Source organism: Rhodococcus koreensis, assembly GCF_017068375.1.
In the GTDB taxonomy this organism is placed as follows: Bacteria; Actinomycetota; Actinomycetes; order Mycobacteriales; family Mycobacteriaceae; genus Rhodococcus_F; species Rhodococcus_F koreensis.
The window spans coordinates 8,448,966-8,475,586 of sequence record NZ_CP070609.1; the positions used below are offsets into that span (position 1 = coordinate 8,448,966).

Annotated in this window: 27 protein-coding genes; 12 read left to right on the forward strand and 15 right to left on the reverse strand. The window is 66.6% G+C overall.

The window, feature by feature from the left end:
• Window positions 1-23: 23 nt before the first annotated feature.
• Window positions 24-443 (forward strand): ester cyclase, encoded by a 420-nt coding sequence (locus JWS14_RS38460; protein ID WP_206015495.1) that lies wholly within the window; start codon window positions 24-26, stop codon window positions 441-443.
• Between the two features lie 145 nt (window positions 444-588).
• Window positions 589-1,329, forward strand: a complete 741-nt coding sequence (locus JWS14_RS38465; protein ID WP_072951247.1) for a DUF8020 domain-containing protein — start codon at window positions 589-591, stop codon at window positions 1,327-1,329.
• Window positions 1,330-1,359: 30 nt separating this feature from the next.
• Here JWS14_RS38465 and JWS14_RS38470 read toward each other — a convergent pair whose 3' ends face one another.
• Window positions 1,360-2,247, reverse strand: a complete 888-nt coding sequence (locus JWS14_RS38470) for a LysR family transcriptional regulator (protein ID WP_072951245.1) — start codon at window positions 2,245-2,247, stop codon at window positions 1,360-1,362.
• A 70-nt stretch (window positions 2,248-2,317) separates the two neighbouring features.
• Here JWS14_RS38470 and JWS14_RS38475 point away from each other — a divergent pair, with 70 nt between their 5' ends.
• Genes JWS14_RS38475 through JWS14_RS38490 form a run of 4 tightly spaced genes read left to right on the forward strand, consistent with a single transcriptional unit; the run spans window position 2,318 to window position 6,481 of the window.
• On the forward strand, window positions 2,318-3,625 hold the full coding sequence (locus tag JWS14_RS38475; RefSeq protein WP_259376020.1) for a CaiB/BaiF CoA transferase family protein: 1,308 nt from the start codon (window positions 2,318-2,320) through the stop codon (window positions 3,623-3,625).
• Complete coding sequence (locus tag JWS14_RS38480) at window positions 3,622-4,416, forward strand: enoyl-CoA hydratase/isomerase family protein (protein WP_206015496.1); 795 nt, start codon at window positions 3,622-3,624, stop codon at window positions 4,414-4,416. The genes JWS14_RS38475 and JWS14_RS38480 overlap by 4 nt, the downstream gene beginning before the upstream one ends.
• Before the next feature lie 14 nt (window positions 4,417-4,430).
• Complete coding sequence (locus JWS14_RS38485; RefSeq protein ID WP_206015497.1) at window positions 4,431-5,510, forward strand: acyl-CoA dehydrogenase family protein; 1,080 nt, start codon at window positions 4,431-4,433, stop codon at window positions 5,508-5,510.
• Entirely contained in the window at window positions 5,507-6,481 is a 975-nt protein-coding gene (locus JWS14_RS38490; protein WP_072951241.1) for an acyl-CoA dehydrogenase family protein, read from the forward strand. The genes JWS14_RS38485 and JWS14_RS38490 overlap by 4 nt, the downstream gene beginning before the upstream one ends.
• Before the next feature lie 277 nt (window positions 6,482-6,758).
• Here JWS14_RS38490 and JWS14_RS38495 read toward each other — a convergent pair whose 3' ends face one another.
• Entirely contained in the window at window positions 6,759-7,547 is a 789-nt protein-coding gene (locus JWS14_RS38495) for a FadR/GntR family transcriptional regulator (RefSeq protein ID WP_072951238.1), read from the reverse strand.
• Window positions 7,548-7,624: 77 nt separating this feature from the next.
• Between JWS14_RS38495 and JWS14_RS38500 the strand changes: the two genes are divergently transcribed.
• The 4 genes from JWS14_RS38500 (at window position 7,625) to JWS14_RS38515 (ending at window position 12,737) form a co-directional block, all read left to right on the forward strand.
• On the forward strand, window positions 7,625-8,836 hold the full coding sequence (locus JWS14_RS38500; protein WP_206015498.1) for a cytochrome P450: 1,212 nt from the start codon (window positions 7,625-7,627) through the stop codon (window positions 8,834-8,836).
• 292 nt (window positions 8,837-9,128) lie between these two features.
• Window positions 9,129-10,571: an APC family permease gene (locus tag JWS14_RS38505; RefSeq protein ID WP_206015499.1), complete on the forward strand. Its 1,443-nt coding sequence runs from the start codon at window positions 9,129-9,131 to the stop codon at window positions 10,569-10,571.
• A 158-nt stretch (window positions 10,572-10,729) separates the two neighbouring features.
• Window positions 10,730-11,875, forward strand: coding sequence for an acyl-CoA dehydrogenase family protein (locus tag JWS14_RS38510; protein ID WP_206015500.1), 1,146 nt, complete (start codon window positions 10,730-10,732; stop codon window positions 11,873-11,875).
• Window positions 11,876-12,221: 346 nt separating this feature from the next.
• Window positions 12,222-12,737: a hypothetical protein gene (locus JWS14_RS38515; protein WP_206015501.1), complete on the forward strand. Its 516-nt coding sequence runs from the start codon at window positions 12,222-12,224 to the stop codon at window positions 12,735-12,737.
• A 381-nt stretch (window positions 12,738-13,118) separates the two neighbouring features.
• On the opposite strand, the gene JWS14_RS38520 is transcribed toward JWS14_RS38515, so the two are convergent.
• The 4 genes from JWS14_RS38520 to JWS14_RS38535 form a co-directional block, all read right to left on the reverse strand.
• Complete coding sequence (locus JWS14_RS38520) at window positions 13,119-13,562, reverse strand: DoxX family protein (protein ID WP_072951584.1); 444 nt, start codon at window positions 13,560-13,562, stop codon at window positions 13,119-13,121.
• A gap of 88 nt (window positions 13,563-13,650) precedes the next feature.
• Window positions 13,651-14,643, reverse strand: coding sequence for an amidohydrolase family protein (locus tag JWS14_RS38525; RefSeq protein ID WP_206015502.1), 993 nt, complete (start codon window positions 14,641-14,643; stop codon window positions 13,651-13,653).
• Window positions 14,644-14,652: 9 nt separating this feature from the next.
• Entirely contained in the window at window positions 14,653-15,756 is a 1,104-nt protein-coding gene (locus tag JWS14_RS38530; RefSeq protein ID WP_206015503.1) for an amidohydrolase family protein, read from the reverse strand.
• A complete protein-coding gene (locus tag JWS14_RS38535; RefSeq protein WP_206015504.1) occupies window positions 15,753-16,334 on the reverse strand; it encodes a nuclear transport factor 2 family protein in 582 nt (193 codons plus the stop codon). The genes JWS14_RS38530 and JWS14_RS38535 overlap by 4 nt, the downstream gene beginning before the upstream one ends.
• Window positions 16,335-16,473: 139 nt before the next feature.
• Here JWS14_RS38535 and JWS14_RS38540 point away from each other — a divergent pair, with 139 nt between their 5' ends.
• On the forward strand, window positions 16,474-17,361 hold the full coding sequence (locus JWS14_RS38540; protein ID WP_206015505.1) for a LysR substrate-binding domain-containing protein: 888 nt from the start codon (window positions 16,474-16,476) through the stop codon (window positions 17,359-17,361).
• 55 nt (window positions 17,362-17,416) lie between these two features.
• Here the strand turns inward: JWS14_RS38540 and JWS14_RS38545 are convergent, their stop codons facing one another.
• The 8 genes from JWS14_RS38545 to JWS14_RS38580 all read right to left on the reverse strand — a co-directional run bounded on the left by JWS14_RS38545 (window position 17,417) and on the right by JWS14_RS38580 (window position 23,371).
• Complete coding sequence (locus tag JWS14_RS38545; RefSeq protein ID WP_072951572.1) at window positions 17,417-17,824, reverse strand: nuclear transport factor 2 family protein; 408 nt, start codon at window positions 17,822-17,824, stop codon at window positions 17,417-17,419.
• Window positions 17,821-18,099, reverse strand: coding sequence for a hypothetical protein (locus JWS14_RS38550; RefSeq protein ID WP_072951586.1), 279 nt, complete (start codon window positions 18,097-18,099; stop codon window positions 17,821-17,823). The genes JWS14_RS38545 and JWS14_RS38550 overlap by 4 nt, the downstream gene beginning before the upstream one ends.
• A 5-nt stretch (window positions 18,100-18,104) precedes the next feature.
• Window positions 18,105-18,602, reverse strand: coding sequence for a hypothetical protein (locus JWS14_RS38555; protein WP_072951570.1), 498 nt, complete (start codon window positions 18,600-18,602; stop codon window positions 18,105-18,107).
• Between the two features lie 27 nt (window positions 18,603-18,629).
• Window positions 18,630-19,544, reverse strand: coding sequence for an alpha/beta hydrolase (locus tag JWS14_RS38560; protein WP_083395532.1), 915 nt, complete (start codon window positions 19,542-19,544; stop codon window positions 18,630-18,632).
• Window positions 19,545-19,615: 71 nt separating this feature from the next.
• On the reverse strand, window positions 19,616-20,821 hold the full coding sequence (locus tag JWS14_RS38565; RefSeq protein ID WP_206015506.1) for an acyl-CoA dehydrogenase family protein: 1,206 nt from the start codon (window positions 20,819-20,821) through the stop codon (window positions 19,616-19,618).
• A gap of 63 nt (window positions 20,822-20,884) precedes the next feature.
• Window positions 20,885-21,454: a flavin reductase family protein gene (locus tag JWS14_RS38570; RefSeq protein ID WP_206015507.1), complete on the reverse strand. Its 570-nt coding sequence runs from the start codon at window positions 21,452-21,454 to the stop codon at window positions 20,885-20,887.
• Between the two features lie 36 nt (window positions 21,455-21,490).
• On the reverse strand, window positions 21,491-22,063 hold the full coding sequence (locus JWS14_RS38575; RefSeq protein WP_206015508.1) for a VOC family protein: 573 nt from the start codon (window positions 22,061-22,063) through the stop codon (window positions 21,491-21,493).
• 285 nt (window positions 22,064-22,348) lie between these two features.
• A complete protein-coding gene (locus tag JWS14_RS38580) occupies window positions 22,349-23,371 on the reverse strand; it encodes an AraC family transcriptional regulator (RefSeq protein ID WP_206015509.1) in 1,023 nt (340 codons plus the stop codon).
• A 240-nt stretch (window positions 23,372-23,611) separates the two neighbouring features.
• Here JWS14_RS38580 and JWS14_RS38585 point away from each other — a divergent pair, with 240 nt between their 5' ends.
• The gene (locus JWS14_RS38585; protein ID WP_206015510.1) at window positions 23,612-24,487 is read left to right on the forward strand and encodes a fumarylacetoacetate hydrolase family protein; all 876 of its coding nucleotides are present in this window, start codon (window positions 23,612-23,614) and stop codon (window positions 24,485-24,487) included.
• A gap of 222 nt (window positions 24,488-24,709) precedes the next feature.
• Here the strand turns inward: JWS14_RS38585 and JWS14_RS38590 are convergent, their stop codons facing one another.
• Window positions 24,710-26,557 (reverse strand): acetolactate synthase large subunit, encoded by a 1,848-nt coding sequence (locus JWS14_RS38590; protein ID WP_420855129.1) that lies wholly within the window; start codon window positions 26,555-26,557, stop codon window positions 24,710-24,712.
• Window positions 26,558-26,621 lie beyond the last annotated feature (64 nt).

Consider the following 26,621-nt stretch of genomic DNA (forward strand, 5'->3'; position numbering starts at 1 on the left):
GGGGGGCACAGAAGGGAATCCCCGTGCGCACCGGCTTGCACAACTTCGTCAAGGACATGGACAAGGCATGGGCGGCCGAGCAGCCCCACGAGGCTATCGCCGCCCATTTCGCGGAAGACGGTGTCCTGCACGACATGACCTCACCCGGCCCGGCCACCGGCCGAGCTGCGATCGCCGAAGCGATGAGCGCCTTCACGAACGCCTTCTCCTCGATGGAGTTCCACAGTTCCGTCGTCGCCGACGACGGTGAGACGGCCACCGTCGAATGGACCGTGACCGGGGTCCATACCGGGCACCTCGACGGAATCGCACCGACCGGCAACCGCATCGAGGTGCGCGGCGTCAACCTGCTCAAATGCAACCCCGCCGGACAGTTGCTCGAAGAGCGCTCGTACTGGGACTCCGGGACGCTGCTCCGTCAGCTCGGAGTCTTCGACAACTGATCAAAACGCAAACACAGCGGCGCCCGGGGACCCCTCAGGGCGCCGTTGCTGTGCGCGCCGCCGCGCCCCCACGTTCGCGGCGGCAGCACCCCCCTGCAGCTCACACCCCGAACGCCCACTCCCACCCCTTCACTATGGAGACCCAATGATGATCACCCGCCTCATTGCGGTGACCGCCTTCGCCGTTACGGCAGCGGTCGCCACCACCAGCACCGCCAGTGCCGCCCCGGAACAGGCCGACCCCCACCATGCGTCAGCCCTGGAAACGGAGATCCTTCCCGGTATCCACTACACCGCGAGCATCGTCGACAAGTCCGTCGTCCTGACCACCGACGCCGGCTCTCTGACCACCCAGGGCAACCAGTTCCAGGTACTCGATGCCGCCGGGAATCTGGTAGCCGGCTTCCCGCTGACCTACGCCCGGGACGGGAAAGAATGGCCGATCGCCGCCAAGATCGACGGCAGGAGCGCCACCCTCGCCCCCAGCACTGAATCCTCTACTGCCACAACGCTGAAGGATGCAGCACTCCCACTGCAGCCCACCGCATTGGACGTGCGGTCACCGGAATTCAGCGCTGCCATCATCAACTTCGGCACCGAAGTTGCGCTCGGCGTCGGGATGGGCAGCCTGATCGGCACGGCGATCGGTGCCGGGGTCGGATGCATTGCCGGAGGAGCCCTCGTCGGATCCGCGGTCGCCGTCCCGACAATCGGCATACTCGCGGTCCCCGGTTTCCTCGGCGGATGCCTGGTCACCGGAGCCGCGGCAGGGGCGATCGGAGCGGTCGCCGGAACCGTCATCGTGGGTGGGCCCGTCGCCGTTGCGAGCGCACTGCAGTTCTATGACGCGATCAACGCCCCCGCCGCCGAACCCTTGGCAGGCTGACGACGCACCCTCCAGGGCCATCGACACCACCTACGCGGAGCGCCCGACGAGCGCCATCACGCGGTCGACCAGGGCGTCATCGCGCGCCGCATTGGAGATGACCAGTGTCTGCAGGCGGGGGGCGTCGGCGGCAAGAGGCCGGTAGGCGACCCCCGGAACGGTCCCGTCACGGATCTCCCGTGGGACCAGACACACGCAGTCGGCGGACGCGACCAAACCGAGCATCCCCATCAGGCTGTCCGCTCGCCCGCCGTCCCGGGGTTCGAAACCCCCGGCGCGGCACCCCGCGTAAATCAACTGACTGAGCCCGGGCAACGCGGTCGCGGATGGCAGCGCGAAATGCTGGTGCCGCAAGTCGGCCAGGACGATGTCGTCCCGAGAGGCGAGATCGTGCCCGGCGGGCAGAGCGCACACCAGGGGTTCGTCGTGCAGGAGACGGATATCGAGGTGGTCCGGGTCGGCCAGTGGAGCTCGCACCATGGCGACGTCCAACCGCCGGCTGCGCACCATGTCGGCGAGTTCGGCGGAGGTGCGTTGATAGAGGTGGATGCGCAGTCCCGGCAGGTTGTCGTGCACCATGCCGATCAGACGGGGGACCGAGACGTAGGAGGCGCCGCTGACGAATCCGAGGCGTAACGTTCCCTCCGCACCTTGCGCGATCCGTCTGGCACGTTCGGCCGCGGAACTCTGCGCGTCCAGGAGGTGCCGTGCATCGAGAGCGAACGCCTTCCCGGCGGGGGTGAGTTGCACCTGGCGGGTGCTTCGTTCCAGCAGCGGCACCCCGATGGCCTTCTCTAGGCGTTTGATCGCCTGAGTGAGGGGCGGCTGACTCATGGACAGTCGCTCGGCAGCGCGGGTGAAGTGCCGCTCTTCGGCGACCACGACGAACTGCTCGAGCAGCCGCCGCGAAAAATCCATATCGTCCATAATATTAATGGTGCCATAATTAGTATTGGATATAGATCGTCATCGGGGCTTTCATTATGGGGTGAAGCACGACAACACCGGTTCGATCGCATCGAGCACATCCATTCCCCCCGGCCCGCGGGAACCATCCACCCATCCCGTTGCGAAGGGCGGTCCCCTGCAAGGACTTCGCGTGATCGAACTGGCCACGGTCATCATGGGCCCCTACGCCGGTCAGCAATTCGGCGACCTCGGCGCGGATGTGATCAAGGTCGAGGCTCCCGGCGGGGATCCGACCCGGCAGTTCGAACCGAAACGCCATCCGGGGATGGGCGGCCCCACCCTCAATCTCAACCGCAACAAGCGAAGTGTCACACTCGATCTCAAGGATGCATCCGATCGAGATTCGCTACTCGCGTTGCTCGAGACCGCGGATGCCTTCATCACCAATGTTCGCCCCGGCGCCCTCGCGCGACTGTCACTGGGATGGGCGGACGTGGCCGCAGTCAATCCACGTCTGGTGTACGCCACCGCACAAGGATTTCGTTCCGACTCGGCGATGCGGGACAATGCCGCCTACGACGACATCATCCAGGCGGCCACCGGGCTGGTGTGGCTCAACGAGCAAGTCTCCGGACAGCCGAACTACATCCCCTCGGTGGTCGCCGACAAGGTGTGCGGGCTGATGATGGTGCAATCGGTACTCGCCGCCCTGCACTACCGGGACCGCACCGGACGCGGACAGCACGTCGAAATCCCGATGGCGGACACCATGATCGCCTTCAACCTCGTCGAGCATCTCGCCGGAGCAACACTCGATCCGTCCCACGAGAGCGATTTCGGTTACCGGCGGGTGCTCAGCCGCGAACGCAAAGCCTGCCGAACCTCGGACGGGTGGATGTGCATTCTGCCCTACAACGACGCGAACTGGCGGGACTTCTTCGAGTTCGCCGGCGACCCCGAAGCGGCAACCGATCCCCGGTTCACTACCATGGCCGGCCGCATCGCGAATTCCGATGCTCTGTACGCCAGAATGCGCTCCCTGACAGCACAGTTCAGCACCGCCGAGTGGCAGCGCCTGTGCGACGACGCAAGCATCCCGGCGCATCCGGTCTACAGCCTCGCCGAGAGTGCGACCAGCCGCTACGCGCAGGACGGCGGGCTGCTGACCTTCGCCGAACACCCCACCGAGGGGCCGTACCAGCTGATCGGGCACCCGGTCCGGTACTCCGAGACACCGGCCCAACTGCGCCGGCACTGCCCGGCGCAGGGGCAGCACACCGAGTCGGTCCTGGACCGACCATCGCAGCGGAGCCCGGGCATGACCACTGTTGGTCGGCCCCCGACCCCCACCGGGCATATCACCGTGAATGGAGACGCACTGTCATGACTTCCTCCGGAGGTGACCTCGTCGTCACCATCGACAACCACATCGGGCGCATCACCCTCAACCGGCCCGAGAAGAAGAATTCCTTCACCGTGGACATGCTCGAGGACTGGGCGCGGGCGCTGCGCGAGTTCCAGCGGGACGAGCGGGTGCGGGTGATCGTGGTCCGCGGCACGGGTGAGGCCTTCTGCGCCGGCGCCGATCTCGCCGACATCGGCGAGATCGATCGCACACCGCTGACCAACCGGAAACTGATGACCGACACGGTCCACCAGGTCGCCCGCGCGGTCGACGACCTGACCAAACCACTGATTGCCGGGGTGAGCGGGCCCGCCGTCGGCGCCGGGATGGACATGGCCCTGATGTGTGACTACCGGATCGCCTCGGCGGCGGCCCGGTTCTCCGAGGGGTACATCCGCGTCGGCCTGGTACCCGGTGACGGCGGCTGCTTCTACCTCCCGCGGCTGATTGGCAGACCCCGCGCGCTGCGTCTGCTGTGGACCGGAGAGTTCATCGCCGCCGAACAGGCCCTCGGCTGGAACCTCGTCGACGAAGTCTGCGCCGCCGACGAATTCGACACCCGACTCGACGCCTTCGCCACCCAGATCGCCCGGCAGCCACCCGTGGCCGTCCAGATGATCAAGAACGCGGTACGCCAATCCGATACCGGCGATCTGCGGTCGGCGCTCGATCTCATCGCCTCACACCAGGCGGTGGCGATGACCACATCCGATTCGATCGAGGCGCTCGACGCCTACACCACCCGACGTACCCCGACCTTCGAGGGCCGATGACAAGCCAGGACACGATGACTACACGAGAACAAACGCTGCGTGCGGCGGTGCGCGAATTGTGCGCCGAGTGGGACTACGAACCCCGATGCGATGCCTGGGGCGGCGACGCCGACCCCGAGTTCAGCCGGGAACTCGGGCGGCGCGGACTCCTCGCGCTGACCTGGCCGAAGGACCTTGGCGGCGCCGCGGAATCGAACCTCTCCCGCCTTGCGGTCACCGAGGAACTGCTCCGGGCCGGCGCCCCGGTTTCCTACCACTGGGCGGGCGAACGGCAGATCGGCCCGACCCTGATCCGTCACGGCAGCCGGACGCTCCAGGACGAATTCTGTCCGCGACTGGCCCGGGCCGAGATCAGCTTCGCGCTCGGGATGAGCGAACCGGACGCCGGCTCCGACCTGGCCGCCGTCCGCACCACCGCCACCCGCACCGACGAGGGCTGGGTCATCAACGGCCGCAAGGTCTGGACGAGCGGCGCCCACTTCGCCGACTACCTCTACGTCCTCGCCCGCACCTCCACAGATGGGTACCGGCACGCAGGCCTGAGTGAGTTCGTGGTCGACACCTCCGCGCCCGGGGTGCACGTGCAACCGATCATCGGCATGGACGGCGGACATCACTTCAACGAAGTCGTCTTCGACGACGTGCACGTGCCCCACCGGTGGCTGATCGGCACCGAGGGGCACGGCTGGCAGCAGGTCATCTCGCAGCTCGCCTTCGAACGCGGTGGCCCCGAACGGTTCCTGTCGATGTATCCGGTCCTGGGCGCAGTCCTCGACGCCGAAGTGCTCGACGACACCGACCGCGCCGCACTGCGCGTGCTGACCGCACAATTGACGGTTCTGCGCTCACTCGCGCGGGACATCGCGGCCGCCTTGGACGCCGGACGCAGCCCGGTCGCCGAGGCCGCCACCAGCAAGTACCTCGGAAACCGACTCGAGTTGGCCACGCTCGACTTCGTCCGGCCCCTGCTGGGCCGGTGCGATGAGCGAGTGCGCGCATTGTTCGACGCCGCCGTGATCGCCTCCCCGAAGTCGGGCCTGCGCGGCGGCGCCGCCCCGGTCATGCTGTCCATCGTCACGAAGGAAATGCAATGAGCACGACAATTCTCACCGACGAAGCCGCGCAACTGGCGGAAATCGTCGCCGATGTGGTGACTACCTGGGAACTCCCGGTTGCCGGCGGTCTCGTCTCGGAGGCCGAACACTTCCACGAACAGTGGAAGGTTGCCGAAGAATTGGGATGGACCACGATTCTCGACGACGTCGATTGCACCAGCTTCGAGGCGCTGGCCGGGTCGGCCGAACTCATCGACGCCGCTGCCGCCGCCACCCGCGCCCTCGCCCACGCAGGCGCCGCCCTCCCCGTCCGCCAGACCCTGGTTGCGCGCGCCCTCGCCGTCCAGCCGACAGCCCCCGGGCAAATCGTTGTCAGCGCGCACTCGTTCGGGGTCTGGGATCCGATCGCGACCGTCGTCGTCGGCGCCGACGGCACCACCGAAGCCCGGGCGGTGCCGGGTTCGGTGGACCGTGACGTCGCGGGCCGCCCGCTGCACCGAACCGACCCCCCGGAGGACCTCGGGGATCGACCCGACGGTGTGCTGGCCCAGTTCCTGCTCGTCCACGAAATCGCGGGCGCGGCTTCCGGCGCGATCGAGCAGGCCCGCGCCTACGTCTCCAGCCGGGTCCAGTTCGGCCGGCCCCTGATCAAGCTTCCCGCCGTGGCACAGGAGCTGGGCCGACTGACAATCGCGCAGCTCCAACTCGACGAGGCGATCGCCGAGTTCGCTCGCCGACTGCACACCGCAGACCCCGAGCGGATTCGCTTCGCTGCCACCGCGGCCCGAGCGCTCGCGGGCGATGTCGCCTCTGACGTCGCCACCCAGGCACACCAACTGCACGGTGCCCTCGGATTGACCGCGGACGCCACGCTCCGGCACCGCACCCTGCTGCTGTGGGCCGACCGGGACGAGGGGCTGCACCAACGCAGCTGGGGCGGGCACACCCTCCCGACCCGCGAGGTCGACCTGTGGTCGCTGAGCGAGCCGGAGCACGCCCACCGGCTCTAGATGGCCGTCACGCCCTTCCGCCCCGACCCTATGTCGGTCAGGCATGCCGAGCGAGCGGCACCCGGGATCCCCGCGGGCTCTCGAACAGGCGTGGAGGAGGTAGTGCGCCGGCGATCAGAAGGGTGGCGCACTCCGTCGATCCCGGGCCCAGGCGTGCGTGTTTCGCTTATTCGCGCGCCTGGGCTTCGGGGATCCGGCAACCGGCAAAGGGTCGACAGACCCCTGAAACACAGTGGCGCGCCGGGCACACTCTCGCGCGCGACCGACTGAGGTCGGGTTAACTGCCGGCGCTTGCTGCGGCGCGGGTAAATCCCAGAATTGCTTCCGCGCTGCTCGTCATGTGCTCGGCCATCAGGCGGCGCGCTCGCTCGCCGTCTCCGGCTTCGATCGCCGCGAAGATCTTGCGGTGCTGGTCATTGGAGGTGCGCCGGGCTTGCGGGCCCACTCGGAACGCCCCCATCAGTGGGGACAACTCGGCCTGCAGCTCCGTCTCTGCCCGGGCCAGCCTTTGCGACCGCGTGCACGAGGCGATGGTGACGTGAAAGGTTGCGTCACACTTGCGAAATTCCTCGAATGCCTCTGCGGCGTCCATACGTTCGATCAGTTCCCGCATCCCGTCGAGGTCCTCGGGCGTCGCGCGTTCGGCGGCCAGCGCCGCGCTCTCACCGCCGATGGCGACGCGGTAATCGGTGAGGTCGGTGATGTACTCGTCGGTGATCGTCGCGATCCGCTTCTGCGCCTCGCGTTCGGGAACCGTAAGTGCCAGCTGTTTGACGTAGGTGCCGCCCTGGCGCCCGCGTCGGGTCTCGACGTAGCCGGCTTCGCGCATCACCGCGAGTGCTTCGCGCAAGGTCATCGCGGAGATCCCCAGCTGGTCGGCCAGTTCCGACTCGGAGGGGAGTCGTGCTCCGACGTCGAAGATGCCCAGGCCGATGGCATCGCCGAGCCGGCGAACGGTCTGCGCGACCAGCCCCTCACCGCCGATCGGGGACAGGATGACACTGCGAACGAGCAGGGACGCCGGTGAGGGGGTCCGGGAGTCGGACGCCGAGTCATTTGTATCCATTATCTTCACAGCATATAGGTCTCGAGAATGCAAAGTCGAGTACTTGCAACTCTAACATCTAATGTTAGAGTTAAAACATGAGTATCACATCTGCCACCGACGGCAATCTGCTGAAGATCACCGACCCGGGTTTCTCCGCGATGGGCGAGGAGATCCGTGCTGCCAGGAAGCGAAACTGGTATGCCCGAACTAATTACGGTATCGCGGTCCTACGTCACGGTGAGGTGGGTGCCCTGCTCAAGGATCGCCGCCTCCGGCAGGGAAGCTGGTCCTGGCCCGCGCAGAACGGCATCACCGACGGTGTGCTCTCGGACTGGTGGAAGAGCTCCCTGGTCGGCATGGAGGGTGAGGACCATGCCCGCATCCGCAAGCTGGTCAACCCCGCGTTCTCGCACTCGGTCATCGCGACGATGACCGAGAGTTTCCGCGAACTCGCCCACGATGTCATCGAGCAGTTCGCCGACTCCGGCGCGTGCGAGTTCATGACGGACTTCGCCGAACCGTACTCGTCTCGCGCCCTGTGCCGGCTGCTCGCCCTACCCGAAGAGGATTGGCGCGAGCTCACGCAGCTCTCGGCCGACATGGGGCTGGCCTTCGGCCCCGAGATCGCCGAGCAGCGTGCCACGATCGAAGCCGCAATCCTCGCCCTCTACGCCCGCGCCGACGAACTCGTCGCCCAGCGCCGCATCCAGCCCACCGAGGACTTCGTCTCGCAACTGGTTATCGCAACGGACGAGAACGGGGACCGGCTGAGCGATCAGGAACTTCGGGAGCTGATCACCAGCCTGATCTTCGGCGGCATGGACACCACCCGCAGCCAACTCGGTTTGATGATGCAGGCCTTCGTCGATCACCCCGATCAATGGGCGCTGCTCGCCGACCGGCCGGAACTCGCCGCCCAGGCCGTCGAGGAAGTCATTCGCTTCAATCCGACGATCCACTGGACCACTCGACTGGCCATCGAGGACTTCTCCTTCCAGGGCGTCGACATCTCGGAGGGGACGGTGCTCCACCTCATGTCCTACTCCGCCGGCACCGACCCCCTCGCCGTCGGAGAGGCGAGCTTCGACATCACGGCCAAGCGCGCCCCCCACTTCGGTTTCGGGGGAGGGCGACATCACTGCCTCGGGCACTTCGTCGCCCGCCTCGACATCCGCGAAGCGCTGCAAGCCCTTTCGCAGCGCGTCACCCAGCCGCGATTCTCCGCCCCGCCCAGCCATCGGCCACCGACCGGGAACACCGGCCCGATCGAGCTCCCCGTGAGATTCGTTCCAGCACGCCCGAACTGACGGCAATGGTGACCGGCACGCCGTCTCGCCGGGCGGAGGGCGCGGTCGTCCCCGGCGAGAGGGTGGGGGCGGGAAACCCACCCGCTGATACTTTTAACATAAAACCTCTTGTGTTAGCGGTATCACGGCAGTAGCGTTCTCGCTCATCGATCGGAGTGCGCGTCGTCACACCCCGGTCAAGTCACCCTCACCGAAGGAGCTCACATGACCGAGCAGGAATCCACCGTCGACAGAACCGGATCACACCGAAAGCACCCGGCGTGCATCGCCACAGCGTCGAAGGCGGCCTGACATGACGAACCCCTCCACCCCCACACCAGGCGGCGACCCCACCACGGAGGCGCATCTCGAAACGGGACGTTTGGGCAGGGCCTCACTCGTCTCGTTGTCCCTGGCCTCCTTCTTCCCAGCAGTCGGCATCGCCTTGGTGCCCCTGCTCGTGTTCAGCACCGCCGGCACCAACGCATGGCAGGCGTCACTTCTCTCCACGATCGCCGTCGTCTGCGTCGGGCGAGCAGTCACCGCCTTCGCCCGGCGATACGTCGCCACCGGATCGCTCTACTCCTACATCGGAGAGGTGTTCGGCCCCTGGGCCCGATACCTGACCGCGGCCGCTCTACTCGCCGGGTTCATCGCCGCGATCGGAGCACTCGCCGCCGTCGTCGGGATCTTCGCCGGTAGCTTCTTGCTCTCCCACGGGGTCGATAGCGCCCTGTCCTTCGGGCCGCAACTGGCAATCTTCCTCATCGCTCTCGCGCTCGCCGCCGCGATCGCCTACCGAGGCCTCGACACCTCGGTGTGGATCGCAGTGACCCTCGCCGTGCTGTCGTTCCCCCTCGTCCTGGTCATCACCATCGCCAGCGCCGCCAAGACTGGACTCGATCTCGCGGACCAGTTCAGCCTCAGCGAGTTCAGCCTCAGCGGAACGCTCCAGGGCATGGCAGTCGGTGCGGCCTTCCTGGTCGGCTTCGAATCCTGCACCGCACTCGCCGCGGAGACTCGCAATCCTCGCCGCAACGTTCCTCTCGCGGTCATGTCCGTCCCAGTCCTCCTCGGCGGCCTCTTTCCCCTGGTCACCATTCTCCAGGTCCCGGGACTGCAGGCCGCATCCGCCGAACTGGAGGCCGGAATGTCGGCACCCGCGGCGCTGGCGCTGCATGCCGGACTCGGCTCCGGCGTCGCCACCGCCAGCGATCTGGTCCTCGCGGTCGCCACCTTCGCCGCACTCATCGGCTTCATCAACTACGGTGCGCGATTCGCCATGACCCTCGCCGGCGACGGAATCCTGCCCGCTCCGCTGGGCAAGATCCATCCTCGCCACCACAGCCCCTTCGTCAGCATCGCGGTCATGTCCATCGCCGGATTCGTCCTCGTCGCCGCCCTCGTCTTCACCGCGGGAGATGTGGTGTCGGCGTACTACACGGTCGCACCACTGGTCGTGTACCTGTGGGTGCTTCCGTACGTCCTGATCACCATCGGCGCCATCGTGCTCACCGTCCGCGCGCACGAGTACCGGCCTTTCCTGATCGGTACGTCCGTCTTCGGAGCCGTGGCGACCGCGTGGATGTACATCAACGGGGTGATCAATCCACCGCCCTCGCCGGCGAACGCCATGTCTTGGGTCGTGCTGATCGTCCTCGTCGTCCTCCTCGCCGTCTTCGCGATCACCAAGCGCAGAGCACCGAGCGCCGCGGTAGAAGTCGCACCGCAACCCGCTGCGGTCGAAGAAGTCTGACGAGTTCGAATCTGAGAAACCGTGGTGGCTGGAAGGACACATCCTTCCAGCCACCTCACCGTGCCCCACCGGTAAACGCAGAGGCCAAGACCAACGCCCCGCGCGCGGCTCCCGACTGCGGAGCCCCGCGCAACGACACCATCCGAGAAAGAAACATCATGAACAAGCACACACCCTCCTGGCACGACGACGAGGTGAGGGCTCTGTCCGAACTCGCGGTCGGGTTCTTCGAACGCGAGGTGGTCGCGCACCACCAGAAGTGGGACGCTCAGCATCGCATCGACCGCGAGGTATGGCTCGCCGCAGGCAAACTGGGCTTGCTGCTGTGCTCGATCCCGGAGGAGTACGGCGGCGGTGGCGGCACGTTCGCCCACGACCTCGCCGTGTTCGAGGCCCAGGGCTATGCCGGCGACCTCGCGCTCGGCATCTCGGTGCATTCGGGGATCGTGGCGCACTACCTCCTCGAGTACGGCACCGAGGAGCAGAAGACGGCGTGGCTGCCGGGGATGGCGACCGGGGAGATCCTCGGTGCCATCGGCATGACCGAGCCCGGCGCCGGGTCGGATCTCAAGGCGATCAAGACCACCGCGATCCGGGACGGCGACGAGTACATCGTCAACGGGTCGAAGACGTTCATCACCAACGGCGCGTCCGCGGACATGATCGTGCTGGCGGTCAAGACCGACCCGAAGGTCGGCGCGAAGGGGGTGGCGCTGCTGATCGTGGATCTGCGGGACTGCCCCGGGTTCGCCGTCGGGCGGGTGTTGGACAAGGTCGGTCAGCACGGCGCCGACACGTCGGAGTTGTCGTTCACCGATGTGCGGGTGCCGGTGTCGAATCTGCTCGGGGCGGAGGGGCAGGGTTTCGGGCAGTTGATGGCGCAGTTGGTGCAGGAGCGGTTGATCATCGGCGCGCAGGCGTCCGGGGCGATGACTCGTGCGGTGGAGGACACCGTGGCGTACACGAAGTCGCGGCAGGCGTTCGGGCACAGTCTGTTCGAGTTCCAGAACACGGCGTTCGAGTTGGCCGAGTGTCAGACCATCGCCCGCACGTGTGCGGTGTTCCTGGACCATTGCATCGAGGCGCACCTGCGCGGGGAACTGGATCCGTCCGAGGCGGCGATGGTCAAGTACTGGCTCACCGAGCAGCAGTGTGCGGTGATCGACCGGTGCGTGCAGTTGCACGGTGGTTACGGGTACATGCGTGAGTACCTGATCGCCCGGATGTACGAGGACGCCCGCGTCCAGAAGATCTACGCGGGCGCCAACGAGGTGATGAAGGGAATCATCGCGAAGTCGCTGTAGCGGCTAGGGTCCGCGGCGGTTCTCGACCAAGAGCTGGCCGCCAGCCCTCGGGCTCGCGTGTACCCAGCGGTCCCACGAGGGGAAGCGAGGTGAATCCGAGTTTGGTGAGTCTTCCTGCGGGGCTGCACGACATCGAGCCGATCGACACCAAGATGGACGTCGGCGTGCGCGGGCGGCTCGACCGCCGGCACCAGGCCCGCCAGGCCTACGTCTTCGTCACGCACGACGCCCGCCAACCCGACGGGGCACGCCGTTACCGCGGGCCCGCCGTCCATCCTGCCCGGGTACACCCTTCGGCTGCGGGTGCACGATCACCCTGTCCGACACGGACTACCCGGACCTGCGGATGCCGTTCCAGCACGGCACCCTGGCCTGGGAGGCGCCCTATCACCGCAGGGTCGGTATCGAGAGGGTGTTCGCCGACCTGAAGAAGAACCGGCTCGGTGTGCACCGCGGGTACTTCCGAGGCTGCGGACTCCGCCGCTATACCCTGCTCGCCGGATTCACCCTCGCCGCCCTGAACATCCTCAATCTCCACGACTGGGCCACCCGGCGCGAGGTTCTCGATTCCTGGGGGCGGTTCATCGGCGAGCCGGAACCCGAACGCCGACCCCGACGGCGGCGTCGCAGCACCCACTCTCCGTCACTCGCCACGCAGCATCTCTGGCTGCCAGGGGACCGGGCAGATAGCTACCCCGCCCCGGCAACGGAATCCACGGATCCCGGTGGCCGACCTCGCCTGTCCGTCGAAAATGACCCATTATCGGGCACGGGTTCGCCAGATTCACCGCACCACAGAGTCGAACGTCTCGCACACCGACCGAAGAAGCGGGCGTCACAGCGTCGAATGCGCAGAAAGTAGGGTCCGAGTCCGATCCCGGGCCTAATAGGTGAACCCAACATGGCCTATTGGGTGAACACCCGAGGGATGGAGGGATCTTCACCTGTGGCGAGCGATGGTGCATGCCTTGGTATCTCCCCGAACTGATGGTGCGGCAATCACGCGTAAGAGGGGCTGCCAATCACACCTGTTTCGCTGCGTAGCGTTGGGGCGCGCGGCCCAAGTCTTGCTGCAGCACCTGTGCGACCCACTGGGAGCGCCACCGTCAGGGTGAAATAGGCGCAGCAGGTGGTATCAGACCTGTGGGAAGCGTTTGCTCACGGCGGATGTGAGTTGACTGATAGACGTACACCATGGGTACTGGCGCTGGTCGGCGTGCCGGGAGTGTCGGTGGTTAGGACGTCACGACGCCAATTGAGTCTTCGGTGCCGGTGCGCGGCGGTAGTTGGTGGAGTCGACCATTGCGAAGAGCAGTCCGCCGAACATGGCGACGTTCTTGTGGAATTGGGTCCGTTGCAGCTTGCGCGCGGCGGGATCGTCGATTGCCCAGAAGTTGTGTCCGGCGATGGTCGTGGGAATGAGGGAAAGAACCAAGGCCAGTGCGGAGGCTCGGGGGTAGACGCCGACCGCGAGGAGTGACCCTCCGACTGCTTGTACCGAAGCGTTGCCGCGGACGATCAGTTCGTCGTTCTGTGGCAACGGCAGGATCTTCCGGATCGCGTCGAGAGCGCCGGTGGCCATCTGCACACGTGCGCCGGGGGTGCGGAGGGCGTCCCAGCCGAGCACAGCGTAGGTGGATCCGGTGGCTATCCGTGCTCCGACGCGGAGCAGTGTGGCGGTCTTCATTTGGGGGTGAACCTTTCTTGTTGGGTCGATGCGCATGGAGTTGCGGCTCTGTGCCGAGATGATTGGCGCGTCGGCCCGTGGTGGTGTGTCAGACGCCGAGGAGCTTTTCGGTGTTCTGGTGGGCGATCTGGTGTTTCGCCTCGTCGGGTAGGTTTGCTTCTTCGAGGAAGGCGACCGCACCATCGTTGCCGAGGAAGGGATAGTCGACGGAGTAAAGGATCCGGTCGACGCCGAGGGTTTCCACGCAGAACTGCAGTTGCGCCTGGCTGAACATCCCCGACGGGGTGATGTAGACGTTGCCTCGGACGTAGTCTGAGATGGCGCGGTCGAGATTGGTCAGTGACTGCGGCAGGGCTTCGTCGAGCCGGTCGAGGTAGAAGGGGATCATCTCGCCCCAATGCCCCAGGATGAACTGCAGGTTCGGGTAGCGGTCGAGGACTCCGGAGAGCACCAGGTGCAGAAAGTGGACGGCGGTTTCCTGATGCCAGCCCCAGGCGCTGGTCTGCAGCCGCGCGGTGACCAGCGGCGCCAGCCCCGCGTAGTTGGAGTCGGAGGTTTCGCGGGGCGGCACCGCCGGGTGTAGGTAGATCGGCACATTGCGGGCGGCGGCGGTGGCCAGGATCGGGTCGAAGCGGGGTGCGTCGAGGAACTGTCCGTCGGTGCGGCCGTTGATCATGGTGCCGACGAATCCGAGGTCGTCGATGCAGCGGGCGAGTTCGGTGGCGGCCGCGTCGGGGGCGGTGGTCGGCAGGGCGGCGAACGCGGCGAAGCGGTCCGGGTGAGCGCGGACGGCGGCCGCGGCGGTGTCGTTGGCGGCGCGGACCAGTTCCGGTGCCACGTCCGCCGGGACCTGCTGGGTGGTCAGGCACGACAGGACCTGCATGCTGATGCCGTGGGTGTCCATGTCGGCGATCCGGCCTTCGCCGAGATCCTGCAGTACCTGTGCCGTGGGGGTGTAGCTGAGTCCGCTGGCGGGATCGTAGGCGGCCGCGAAATCGGGGCTCAGCTCTCGGGCGAGGGGGGCGCTGGCGGCGGCGATCGCGGGGTCGAGGTAGTGCTCTTCGAGGGTGATGATCTTCATGGGTGCTCCCTATTCGGTGGCGGATCGGAGAACGGGTACTCCGGCGATGTAGACGGCGCGGATGTTGCCGGTCGCTGCGATCGAGGCGGTGGGATCGCCGTCGACGAGCAGCAGGTCCGAACGCAGACCGGGACGGATGCGGCCGCGGTCGGGTAGGTCGAACACGTCGGTGGTGCGGCTGGTCGCCGCGCGCAACGCCTCGATGGGAGTGGAGCCGGCGTCGACGAGCAGTTCGAGTTCGTGGTGCAAGCTCGTCCCGTGTGCGACCTGAGTGGGGGCACCGGGTTCGGTGTTGGCGTCCGTGCCCGCCAGCACCGTGACGCCTTCCTGCTGCAGTGCGGTCACGCTGCTCAGCGATCCGGCGAACGCCTGCGCGTTCCCGTGTGACGATGCGATCCCTTCCATCAAGGTCAAGGTGGGGACGGCAACCGCGTCGTTGTCGGCCATGCGTTTTACGGTGTCGGCGTCCAGGGGCGACCCCAGCGGAATGTGGGTGAAAATGTCGGCCCCGGCGTCGAGTGCCATTGCGAAGGCACCGGGAGTGGCGGCGTGCGCAATGACTTTCTTCCCGTGTTTGTGCGCAGCGTCCACGAGTGCGGTCAGGGTGGGCTGATCCGGTCCGCCATCGCCGGGTGCCTCGGCCACGATCTTGATGTAGTCGGCGCCCTCGGCGTTGCGTGCGTCGACGAATCGCGCTGCCTGGTCGGGGTTGGTGACCACAGCCTCTTCGGGAACGAAGCGGGCATGGTTGCCGGCAGGACCGATCGCAGGCAGGCCGGGGCTGCGGAGGTCGGCGAGACCCTCGCGTCCGGCGATGTCGCGGAGTGAGGCGAGTTTCCCGGCCGGCCAGGTGGCCATGTCGAGGCCGGTGGTCACGCCGAAGCCCGCGAGCTGCTGGAGAGTGTCGCTGCTGTGTAAATGAATGTGTGCGTCTATAAGCCCGGGCAGCAGGGTGGCGCCGGAACCGTCGATGTCGGTGACGGTTTCGCGTCCATGGTTGGTGCCTGCGGGGTCGATGGCGAGAATCCCGGTGGCGTCGAAGGTGACATCCTTGCGGTCGGGGAGTAGCTGTTCGCCGTCGAACACACGGACGTCGGTGATACGGGTGGTCATTGCTTGTCCTCCAACCACAGCTGTGCTGATTGTTTGATGGTGGTTTCGAGGTCGCTGCCCTTGGTGGCGAAAGCGCCGGTGACGGGGAAGCCGCTCTTGTCGAGCAGGTAAGCCAGGGCGGCGTACTCGGGCGGGTACTTCGCGACGGTGTCGGCGTCGATGTCGACGATGCCGCAGGGGAAGGTAAATGAGCCCATGTCGTAGATGCTGCGCCGGTCGATGATCTTCCAGGTGCCGTCGCGTTTTTCGATGCGGTCGTAGAAGCGGTTGTGGCTCTGGCAGCCGAGTCTCAGTTTCCCGTTCTCAGCGACCACGATCGCGTTGGTCTCGGCGACCGCTCGGTCCCCGTGGAACGTCACGACTGGCGCGGTGATCACGTGCTTGGTTCTCAGGTCGGAGGCACCCATACGAGCGGATGCGTCGACGAAGTCGGTGAACAGTCCTCGGAACCAGGTGATTTCGATGACTCCGTCCGGGTGGAAGAGTTCCCGCATCGAATCCCACTGGGCGAGGTCGCGGCGCATCCAGCCGGTCATGAGGTCGTCGATCGCTCGTCGGTCGGCGAGGTAGGAATCCATTCGTTCTTCGCTTTCGTGGCGTAGGGTGTCGGGCCCGAGGTGTCGGGCGGTCCTCTTTCAGCGTGCTCCCCACCCGTCATCACTACAATGAGAAAGATCTGACTGATTGATCATTTGAAATGATGAGTGGTGGTGAGCGGTGGAATTGCGTCATCTGCGGTACTTCGTGGCGGTCGCCGAAGAGCGGCACTTCGGCCGCGCCGCGGAGCGGCTGCATGTGGTGCAGCCGACGCTGAGCATGCAGGTTCGGGCGCTCGAGAAGGAACTGGGTGGGCCGTTGTTCGTGCGGACCAGCCGCCGCGTCGAGTTGACCGAGGCCGGCACCGCCTTCCTGGTCGAGGCTCGGCGCGCGCTGGCCCAGGCGGAGTGGGCGAAGACGACGGCGCAGCGCTCCCTGCGCGGTGAGATCGGCTCCGTGCGTGTCGGTTTCGCGGGGGTGGCGGTGCTGATCGGCAAGCTCGGGCGGGACCTGGAGGTGTTCCACGGGCGGTACCCGCAGGCTCGGATCGAGTTGCGGGAGCTGGTGCCGCGGGCGCAGGGGGAGGCGATCCTGTCCGGTGAACTGGACGTCGGGTACAGCCCGGGATTCGGTGCGGTGGTGCATCCGGACCTGCGCGCCGACCGAATCGGGACCTCGCCGCTGGTTGTGGCGATGTCGGATCGGCACCGGCTTGCTGACCGAAGCACTGTCCCGTTCCGGGACCTGGGGGCGGAGCTGCTGCTCGTGTATTCGGAGGGCGGCGAGGATGATTCGACGGTTGACGACCTGAAGGCGCAACTCGGTGGACATCCCCCCGACCGCGTTCGGCACCTGTCGAGCACTCTGAGCGTGCTTGCCATGGCTTCCGCCGGGCTCGGGGTGGCGCTGGTTCCGGCGCAGACCGCGCACATCGCGATCCCGAGTCTGACATTTCGTCCCCTGGAAGAATCGGGCATCGTCGCGGAGTTGCTGGTCCTGAGCAGGCGTGAGGAGACCAGCGGGGCGGCGCGAGCGCTGCTGGAGATCGCGCGCTCGGCGACCGCGTAGCCGGGTCCCACCACGGATGGTCCGGGCGGGTAGGGCGGGGTGGACGACACGGCGATCAGGACTCGGCCGGCATCGGGGTGGACTGGAACAGCTCGAGACGGATTCTGTCGTCGTATCGCCGCCAGACCGCGGTGGCGCGGGCATGGATCTGGCGTGGACCGGTGGGGAAGATCAGCTGCGCGTGCATGCGGTAGGTGAGCGCGATGGTTGATCCCAGAGCGGTTACGTGAGGATTCTCCGCGGTGACCGCCGCATACCTGAATTGGCCGGTGGCCAGCTTCGTCAGGTACTCGCGCTTGGTGTCGATCTCGCCCGAGGAGTGAATGTAGCGCGCGCCGTCGGCGATCAGCGCATCCAGGGTGTCCAGGTCGCCATCGGTCATCGCCACGAGCCGGGCGCTGTCGGCGTCGAGAACATCTGTCCGGTAGCCGGTGTCGCAGAATTCGGTCAGGTGTCCGGTCACCGGGTCGGCACCTGATCGCTGAACGGAGCGTCGGGCAGTCTGTTGCGGCACAATCCGGTGAGAATCTCGCGGACACCGTGATCGAGACGGGTGTGGCCGTCGCGGAGGATCTCCGCAAGCCGTCGATAGAACGTCGCAGGCGTGATCCCGAACTGGGGAAGGATGTATTCGTCACCGCTGTCGAACGGCGCCCAGCGCAGGGCGAATCCGACGATCTCGCGTGTCCCTCCGCTGGAGGAGTGTGAATGCTGTTCTGGCTGCAAGATCGTCGCCATGGTGTTCACCTCTGGTGTGTCGCGTGATGGACCGGCGCGGAACCGTCGGCAGAAATGGTCGCCGACGCATGGCGGGCATACGCTTCCCGTACCGCGGGAAGCAGCCCGGCGGCGGCCACGGGATCTGCCCGTTCGGTGACGAGTTTGAGGATGTTGCCGCTGCGCCGGTCGGCGGGAACGTCGTCCCCTCGGGCGGCGATGAGGGCATGGAAGTGCTTGTGGTTTTCCCCGAAGACCATCAAATAGGTCGCGGGGGCGCCGGTGACCTCGGTGACTGCTGCGGTCAGATCGCGCGCCCGGCGGCCGAGGGTGTCCAGTTCGGTGTCGTCGAGGCCGGTGATGCGTTCGGCGTGCCGGCGGGCTCGCAGCACGAACCAGCCGGGCACCTCCATGCCGGTAACGATTTCCCCGGCCCACAGGTTGTCGCGGAAGACGGCCGCGTCTTGACCGGACTTCTCTTGGACGCACATCAGGCAGTCGGGATGGGTGGTGTTGTCGGACATGGCTTTTCTTACCTTCGATTCGGTGAGTCAGCGTGCAGGAGCAGAGACGCCCCGGCGTGGGCGCGTGGAGTGGGAAGCCAAGGCACAGTCGAGGGCGAAGGCAAGCTGCCGCAGATGCAGGGCAGCGCCGGTGAGGTGGTGGTCGAGGCAATGGCCCACACCTGGGACGATCTCGGACGTGACGCGGAGCTCGCCGGGGAACTTCGAAATGAAGAGTTCGCGGGCGTCGCTGGAAGAGTCCCAGAGTGCATCGAATTCGGCGAGGGCGTGGTGTACCGGGACGTCGATGTCGGCGGCGACAGGGTCGAGCCGTGTGGCCGCCCACCTCGGTGCAGCGGCCAGTTCTACCATGGGCGCCGGGGCATAGGAGTGCCGTGCGGCCTCGACTGCCGCCGCGGTGTAGCTGCCCTCCGGTCCGTACCACAGCTTTTCCCGCTCGGGTATCGGGACGTCCACGATCCCGTGCAGGGGCAGGGCGCCGAGTTCTTCGGCCGCGCCGTGAGAGGGAATGCGTGCGCCCATCCCCGTGGCCGAGATCCCGAACAGACACCAGGAAGGACGCCGGGCGGCGATCTCGAGGCCAATCATCCCGCCGATGGAATGCCCCACGAGTACGACACCGGCAGCGTTGTCGTCCGAGGCGAGTAGTTCTTCGATGCCGTTGTCGAGTAGTTCGGCTTGCCGGGCGAACGTGTTCTCTTCCGCGAGAAGAGGGTCACTGTCGCCGTATCCGGGGCGGTCGATGGTGATCAGGTCGAATCCATTGCGGTTGGCGATTTCCGCGAACGATCCGGCAGCCGAGCCCGGCACATCGAAGTACCGCCCGGTGTAGAGACCACCGTGCAGGGCAACGAGCAGCGGCACTTGCGGGTTCCGGTGCTCCGAGGGATACAGGTGCGCCGCAAGGCGGTGGCTCTGTACCACAGTGCTGAGTGTACGCATGAGGTCGTCTCCGTTCGAGTGAGGCGGATGCGTGTGAGCGCCGTCGGCCGCCTCACCCGCGGGTTGGATGGTCAGATGAGAGGAGTGATCTGGTCGTCGCGGCCGAGGAGGGCCTTGCCGTAGACCTCGTAGTTGACTGCCGGCAAGGTGACCGCATGGCGTGCAGCGACATTCGAGTCACGCCAGATGCGTTGCAGCGGGTTGTTTTCCCCGAAGCTGCCGGCGCCGTGTGCGGAGACGAGGATGTTGATGGCCTTGGTGATGTGGTCGAGGACCCAGCCGGTGTCGGCGCGGACACGGGTACGGGCGATCACGTCGGGGTAGACGCCGCTCGCCGCGGCGGTGTCGATGTCGTCGGCGGCCCGGTAGGCGTGCAGGTGGGCGGTGTCGATGAGCATCGCGGCCTCGGCGATCTGGAGCTGGAAGGCCACCGAGTCGGACTGGGCGGTGTAGAAGGTGTAGGAAATGGCCTTCGTGTCGGCTTTGGCGGTGACCAGTTCGAGGGCCTTGCGTCCCATGCCGAGCTGCGGGCCGGCAAGCACGAGCGAGAGCAGCGGAACGAACGCCGACCGGTACAGGATCTCGTCGGTGTGCTCGGTGGCGTAGTCGCCGCCGATCGCGGCGGGGACGGGCAGGATGCGGTGCTCGGGGACGAATACGTCGGTGGCGATCAGGCAGTTCGACCCGGAGGATTTCATGCCGGCGACGAACCAGGTTTCCTCGAAACCGAGATCCGTGCGGGGGATCAGCGCGAGTCCCTGGTCGATCACCTCGCCGTCCGCGTTGGTGATCGGGATGCCCAGGACCGCCCAGCTCGCGTGCCAGGAGCCGGAGTTGTAGTACCAGCGGCCGGTCACCTTGAAGCCGCCATCAACCTTGACTGCCTCCGAGGTCGGGGAGAGCACTCCGGACACCTTCGCATCAGGCGTGTCGGCCCAGACGTCGTCCTGTGCCTCTTCGGGGAACAGGCCGGTCAGCCAGGCGCAGACGTTGCAGAGGGTGACCACCCAGGCGGTGCCGCCGTCGGCCTCGCCTACTGCCGCGGACACGTCGAGCATGATGCGCATCGAGGTCTCGTAGCCGCCGTAGCGGCGGGGCTGGGCGATCTTGAAGGCGCCGGCGTCGGTGAGGGCGGTGATCGACTCCTCGACGACGCGGCGGTCCGCTTCCCCTTGGGCGGAGTTCTTCGCCAACAGCGGTTGCAGATCGCGGACGCGGCCGACGATCTCGTCGGCACTGGGGACGGTGGTGTGCGGGGTATCGGTGACGGTAGTCATCGGGAATTCCTTCGAAGTTCTTCGGACGGGGGGAGGGCGGCCTGACCGGACCGAACGGGGGCGTCAGTCCGGGGTGCAGGCGGTGATGTGGTCGATGATCGGTCGGCGGGGACGTTCGGTGAACCGGGAGTGGGTGCCGAAGGTGCGGTTGGCGTAGACCAGTGGCGGCCGTTCGACGTTGCAGGCCTTGGTGACCAGACCGATCAGGAGCAGGTGGTCGCCGCCCTCGACGGTGTCGCACAGCTCGCAGGTCACCCAGCCGGCGGCATCGTCGAGGCGGGGAAGTCGGGTGTCGGTGTGCCAGGAGGTTCCGGTGAATCGTTCGCCGCCGGTTCCACGGCTGGCGAAACGCATCGCGAGGTCCTCTTGCCCGTGGTGGAGCAGGTTGACCCCGAACCGGCCCGCGGCCACGATCCTGGCCAGCAGTGCCGACCGGCGGTCGAAGGCCACGGTGATCAGCGGCGGATCCTGGGACAGGGCCGCGAACGAGCTCGCCGTCGCCCCGTGCGGGCCGTCGCCGTCGGTGGTGGTCACGATCGTCACCGGTGCGCAGACCCGGGCCATCAGATCCCGGAAACGCTTCGGATCGATGCCGGACTCGGTGGTGGGCGCGATGTCGGAGGTGGTGGTCATGATGGGCCTCCCCGGGTCGTGGGTGGGTGGGTCAGGTCAGTGGGCGCCGACGAGGACGGTCATCGGGTCGGGCAGATCGGCCTTCAGCGCCCAGGCGCGGTTGGTGAGCTCGTCGACGGATGCACCGCTGCGGCGGGAAACCAGCATCGCCTCGGGGTCGAACGCGGGCCCGACGGAGTCGCCGGCGTATTCGGGACCGTGCATGTACTCGGTGGCCTGCTCGGGTTCGGCGAAGTTGTCGATCTGCATCTCGACGAAGTTGTCGTCCGGGTCCTGGTAGTACAGCGAGGTGGTCACCCCGTGTGCGATGGAGACGGCGGGCAGAACCCCTTTGCCGCGGAGCAGCTCGTATCGGTCGAGGAGGTCGTCGAGGTGGTCGAAGGTGTAGGCGACGTGATGTGCGGCCGCGGTGATCGGGCTCTTGCGTTCGAGGGGCATCGGCGGGGTCAGCAGGGCGACGCGGTGGTGCTCCTCGTCGAAGGTGATGAAGCACAATGCCTTGTCCTGGTAGACGACGTGACCGTCGAGGACGGCGCAGTAGAAGTCCCGCATTTCGGTGGGCTGGGCGGTCTGGAAGACAACGTGCGCGAATTTCGGGGTTGCCGACATGACGGTTCACTCTCCTGTGGAGGGGTGCGCAAAGCACCGCTGGCTACGTTGGTGAGACGGGTGAGCTTGTCCGGCAACGGGTTCGCGCGTGCATCCCAGGGCCGGGACCCCTTCGGGGCGATCGGTGACCTGAGACGGCCTCTTCGTTTCCTGTTACCTAGCTCACTTCCGGTTGAGATTCACGTTAGAGCCGGCGCAGGGGTCTGAATATCCGGTTTGCGCTACTGTTCGTCCAGTAGGCGAACCGGCGCAGAGAGCGTCGCTGACAGGGCAACGGCGCCGTCGTCAGCTCTGGCGGGTGCCGAGTGTCCGCGAAGGAGTTTCGCCGAATTTCTGCTCGTAATACTGCGCGAACCGGCCGAGGTGGTTGAACCCCCACCGGAACGCGACCTCACTCACCGTGCAGTCGGGGTCGCGTTCGAGCAGATCTGCCCGCACCCCGTCGAGGCGCAGATTGCGCACATACTCCGACGGGCTCATCTCGAACCGATCGAGGAACAGTTTTTGCAGTTGTCGCACGCCGACCCCGGCGGCCTCGGCGAGATCGGGGACAGTGTGCTGGGCCCCCGGTGCCGCCTGAAGTAGGTCGAGGACTTTGCGCACCGCTGCCGGATTGTCGGAGTCCTCGCCGCTCCTGAGGATCGCTTCGCTCATCGAGTGCCCCTGATTGGCCAGCAACCCGCTGATCAGGGCACGTTCCAGGTGGCCGATCTGCGCGATCAGGGCAGGATCAGGAATCGGCCCGGGGTCGGCGATCGTGTCGAGCAGGATCTGCAGCGTCGACGCCCACCGCCGGCCGGCGGTGGTGGTCAGGTCGAAACCGATGTCGAAGCGCACTCGCCCGTTCACCGGTCTGCCGAGGATCCGACCGAGTTCCTGTTCGAGCGCGGCCCGATCGATCTTGATGCTGACCTGGGTGTTGTCGGCGGCCCATCGCGACAGGAAGGTGTGCTCGCCGGGGGTGTACACCGCCGCCCGCTGCGGGGTCGCCACCACATTCTGCGGGCCGCAGCTGGTTTCCAGCGAACCCGTGAGCGGTAGGTCGATGTGATAGCCGCCGACGGCGCCCGGGTCGATCAGGACATCGGCGCCGAATCGGACGATGCCGACGGTCATATGGGTCAGGCGTACCGCCAGCATCCGCGCATCCGACAGCTGCTGAGTCCCACCGACGATCTCGAGCCGCGCCGGGTAAAAGGCCTCGTTGATGTTGGCCCGATAGACGTCGAAGTCATCGGTGGCGCAGAAGATCCCGCGCCGAGACCGAGCGGTCTCGTCGGTGAATGCTGACGCCGGCACATCAACCATGGTTGATCCTTGCTTTCTGGTGTTCTCGGTCCCATGATACGAGGCCCGGTTGTGACGGAGCCCACAGTCCCACCGGTAATACTTCGCGGGTCGGACGTTCCGGTGCGCGTATCGGATAGCCGCGGGGGCGGGTCTCCGCTTAGGTTCGAGTCGGCCATGACCTGGGTCACACTTTATAGCCCACTGTGCGGGACGTTGTCATCCCGCCTCTGGCAGTACCACGACGAAATTGAGGATTTCATGCGTTTAGCCAATATCGACGATCGTGCCGCTCTGGTGGCAGGCGAGGTCGGAGCCGAGCGGGCGGTGGATCTGGCCACCGCGTCGCGGGGCCGATTCGGTCCCGCACTGGCCGACGTCTACCCGGTGTGGGACGAGGTCATCGCGTGGGTGGAGGGCGAGGACCTTCCCGCCCTCGCCCGGGACGCGGTCGCGATCGACCGGAGCCGGCTCGGGGCCCCGTCCCCGGCCCCGCGGCAGGTGTTCGCTATCGGCCTGAATTACCACGATCACGCGGCCGAATCCGGATTCGACTCACCCACTGCGCTGCCGCCGGTGTTCACCAAGTATGTCTCCAGCTTCTCCGGACCGGACAGCGCGGTGAGCATCCCGGTCGGCGGTAATGTCGATTGGGAGGTGGAGTTGGTCGTCGTCGTCGGCCGCGAGACGAGCCGCGTCGCCGTCGCCGACGCCTGGTCGCACGTGGCGGGTCTGACGGTGGGGCAGGATATCTCCGAACGCATCTCGCAGCTGCGTGGCCCGGCAGCCCAGTTCGGCCTGGGCAAGTCCTTTGCCGGTTTCTCCCCGCAGGGGCCGTGGCTGGTCACACCCGACGAGTTCGCAAACCCCGACGACCTGGAGTTGGGCTGCGCCATCGACGGCGAGGAGGTCCAGAAGAGTCGCACCAGCGACCTGATCTTCCCGGTGTCGTCGGTGATCGCCGCCCTGTCGGAAACTGTGACCCTTTACCCGGGAGACGTTATCTTCACCGGCACTCCCGCCGGAGTGGGTATCGGGCAGAAGCCGCCGCGGTTCCTGCAGCCGGGTGAGCAGCTGACCAGCTGGATCGACGGAATCGGCGAGCTGCACCAGCGGTTCGTCGCCGATCGAAGTTAACTGGCAGCCAATAGGTTCGCCCCGGACGCTTGGTCCAGGGCGAACCTATGTTCGGTCATCGAGCCCAGGAACTGCCGGGTGTCTACCGGCAGAGGACCCTCTGCGGCAGCATCATTGGCGAAGCCGGTGAGACCGTATCGTCGTCGGGCACTGCGGAACGTCCGCCTCCAGACTGTGGTGGTGCGCGAGGTTCCAAGCGATGCTCACCACGGTCGGGCGATTTCACTCCTCCGTTGCGGACGGTGTCTGCAGCGGTCCGTATTCCGCTGCATCTTCGTCGTCGTCGAAGAGGGGGCGGATGTCTTTGGCGGCCATGATCTGGTCGTTGCTCGCGCCGGCGGCGATCATCGGCCACACGAGGGCATCGTCGCTGACGACGAAGTCGATCACCACCGGCCGGTCGTTAATCGCTCGCGCTTGTGCGATGACGGATTCGACATCGTCCTCCCGCTCACAGCGCAGGGCGACGCAGCCGAGTGCGTCGGCCAGTTTGACGAAGTCGGGTATCCGACGCGAGTGGGTGGCGAGGTCGATGCTGGAGTAGCGTCCGTCGTAGTGGATGGCCTGGAGTTGCTTGACCATGCCGAGGTTGCCGTTGTTGATGACGGCCACCTTGATCGGAACACCTTCGATCGCGGCTGTGGCGAGTTCCTGGTTGGTCATCTGGAAGCAGCCGTCGCCGTCGATCGCCCACACTTCGCGTTCGGGCGCAGCAATTTTCGCGCCGAGCGCGGCCGGGACCGCATATCCCATCGTGCCGAGGCCGCCGGAGTTCAGCCATGTCCGAGGTTTCTCGAACCCGATGAAGTGGGCCGCCCACATCTGGTGCTGGCCGACACCGGAAACGTAGATCGCGTCGGGGCCGGCCGCCTTCCCGACCGCCTCGATGACCAGTTGCGGTGAGAGCGTCCCGTCGGCCGGCCGGTCGTAGCTCACCGGGTAGGTGTGTCGCACCTCGTCCAGCGAGGCCCGCCACCCTTCGCGATCCTGGGCGGCGTCGGTTTCGAGGCGGAGGGCGTCAATGAGTGCGCGGACGATCTTCTTGCAGTCACCGACGATGGGGACATCCACCCTTCGGTTCTTGCCGATCTCGGCGGGGTCGATGTCGGCGTGGATCACCTTCGCGTAGGAGGCGAAGGATGCGGCGTGACCGGTGACGCGGTCGTCGAACCGTGCGCCGAGGGTGATCAGCAGGTCACTGCGCTGCATAGCGGCCACGGCGGCCACGGTGCCGTGCATGCCCGGCATGCCGTAGTGCAACCGATGGCTGTCGGGGAACGCGCCGAGCGCCATCAGTGTGGTGACGACGGGAATGCCGGTCAGTTCCGCGAGTTCACGCAATTCGGTTGCGGCACCGGCCTTGATCACGCCGCCGCCGACGTAGAGCACCGGGGCGGCGGCGGAGTTGATCAACGCGGCTGCCGCGCGGATCTGCTTGGAGTGCGGTGTGGTGGTCGGGCGGTAGCCGGGCAGACACCGCTCCGGCGGCCACGAGAACGTGGTCGTCGCTTGCAGGACGTCCTTCGGTATGTCGACGAGCACCGCGCCGGGCCGACCGCTCGACGCGATGTGGAAGGCCTCGGCGATGGTTCGGGGAATGTCCGCGGGGTCGGTGACCAGGAAGTTGTGTTTGGTGATCGGCATGGTGATGCCGCAGATGTCGGCTTCCTGGAAGGCGTCGGTGCCGATGAGCCCGCGGCCGACCTGTCCGGTGATCGCGACGACGGGGACGGAGTCCATCTGCGCGTCGGCGAGTGGGGTCACGAGGTTGGTTGCGCCGGGGCCTGAGGTGGCCATGCAGACCCCGACCTTGCCGGTGGCCTGGGCGTAGCCGGTGGCGGCGTGCCCGGCGCCTTGCTCGTGGCGGACCAGCACATGCCGCACCCGGGTCGATTCCAGCAGTGGGTCGTAGACGGGCAGGATCGCTCCGCCCGGAATCCCGAACACGCAGTCGACGTCGAGTTCTTCGAGGGACCGCACGACGGCCTGCGCTCCGGTGACGCGTTCGGGTAGGTGTCGGATCTCGGCGTGGGTTTGCTGTTCCTCACGGAGTCGGGTGGGTGCACTCACGGGGATGTCCTCTGAATCTGGTTCGGCTGTCGAATCGGCACAGCCGGGCGAAGGAGCAGATTTC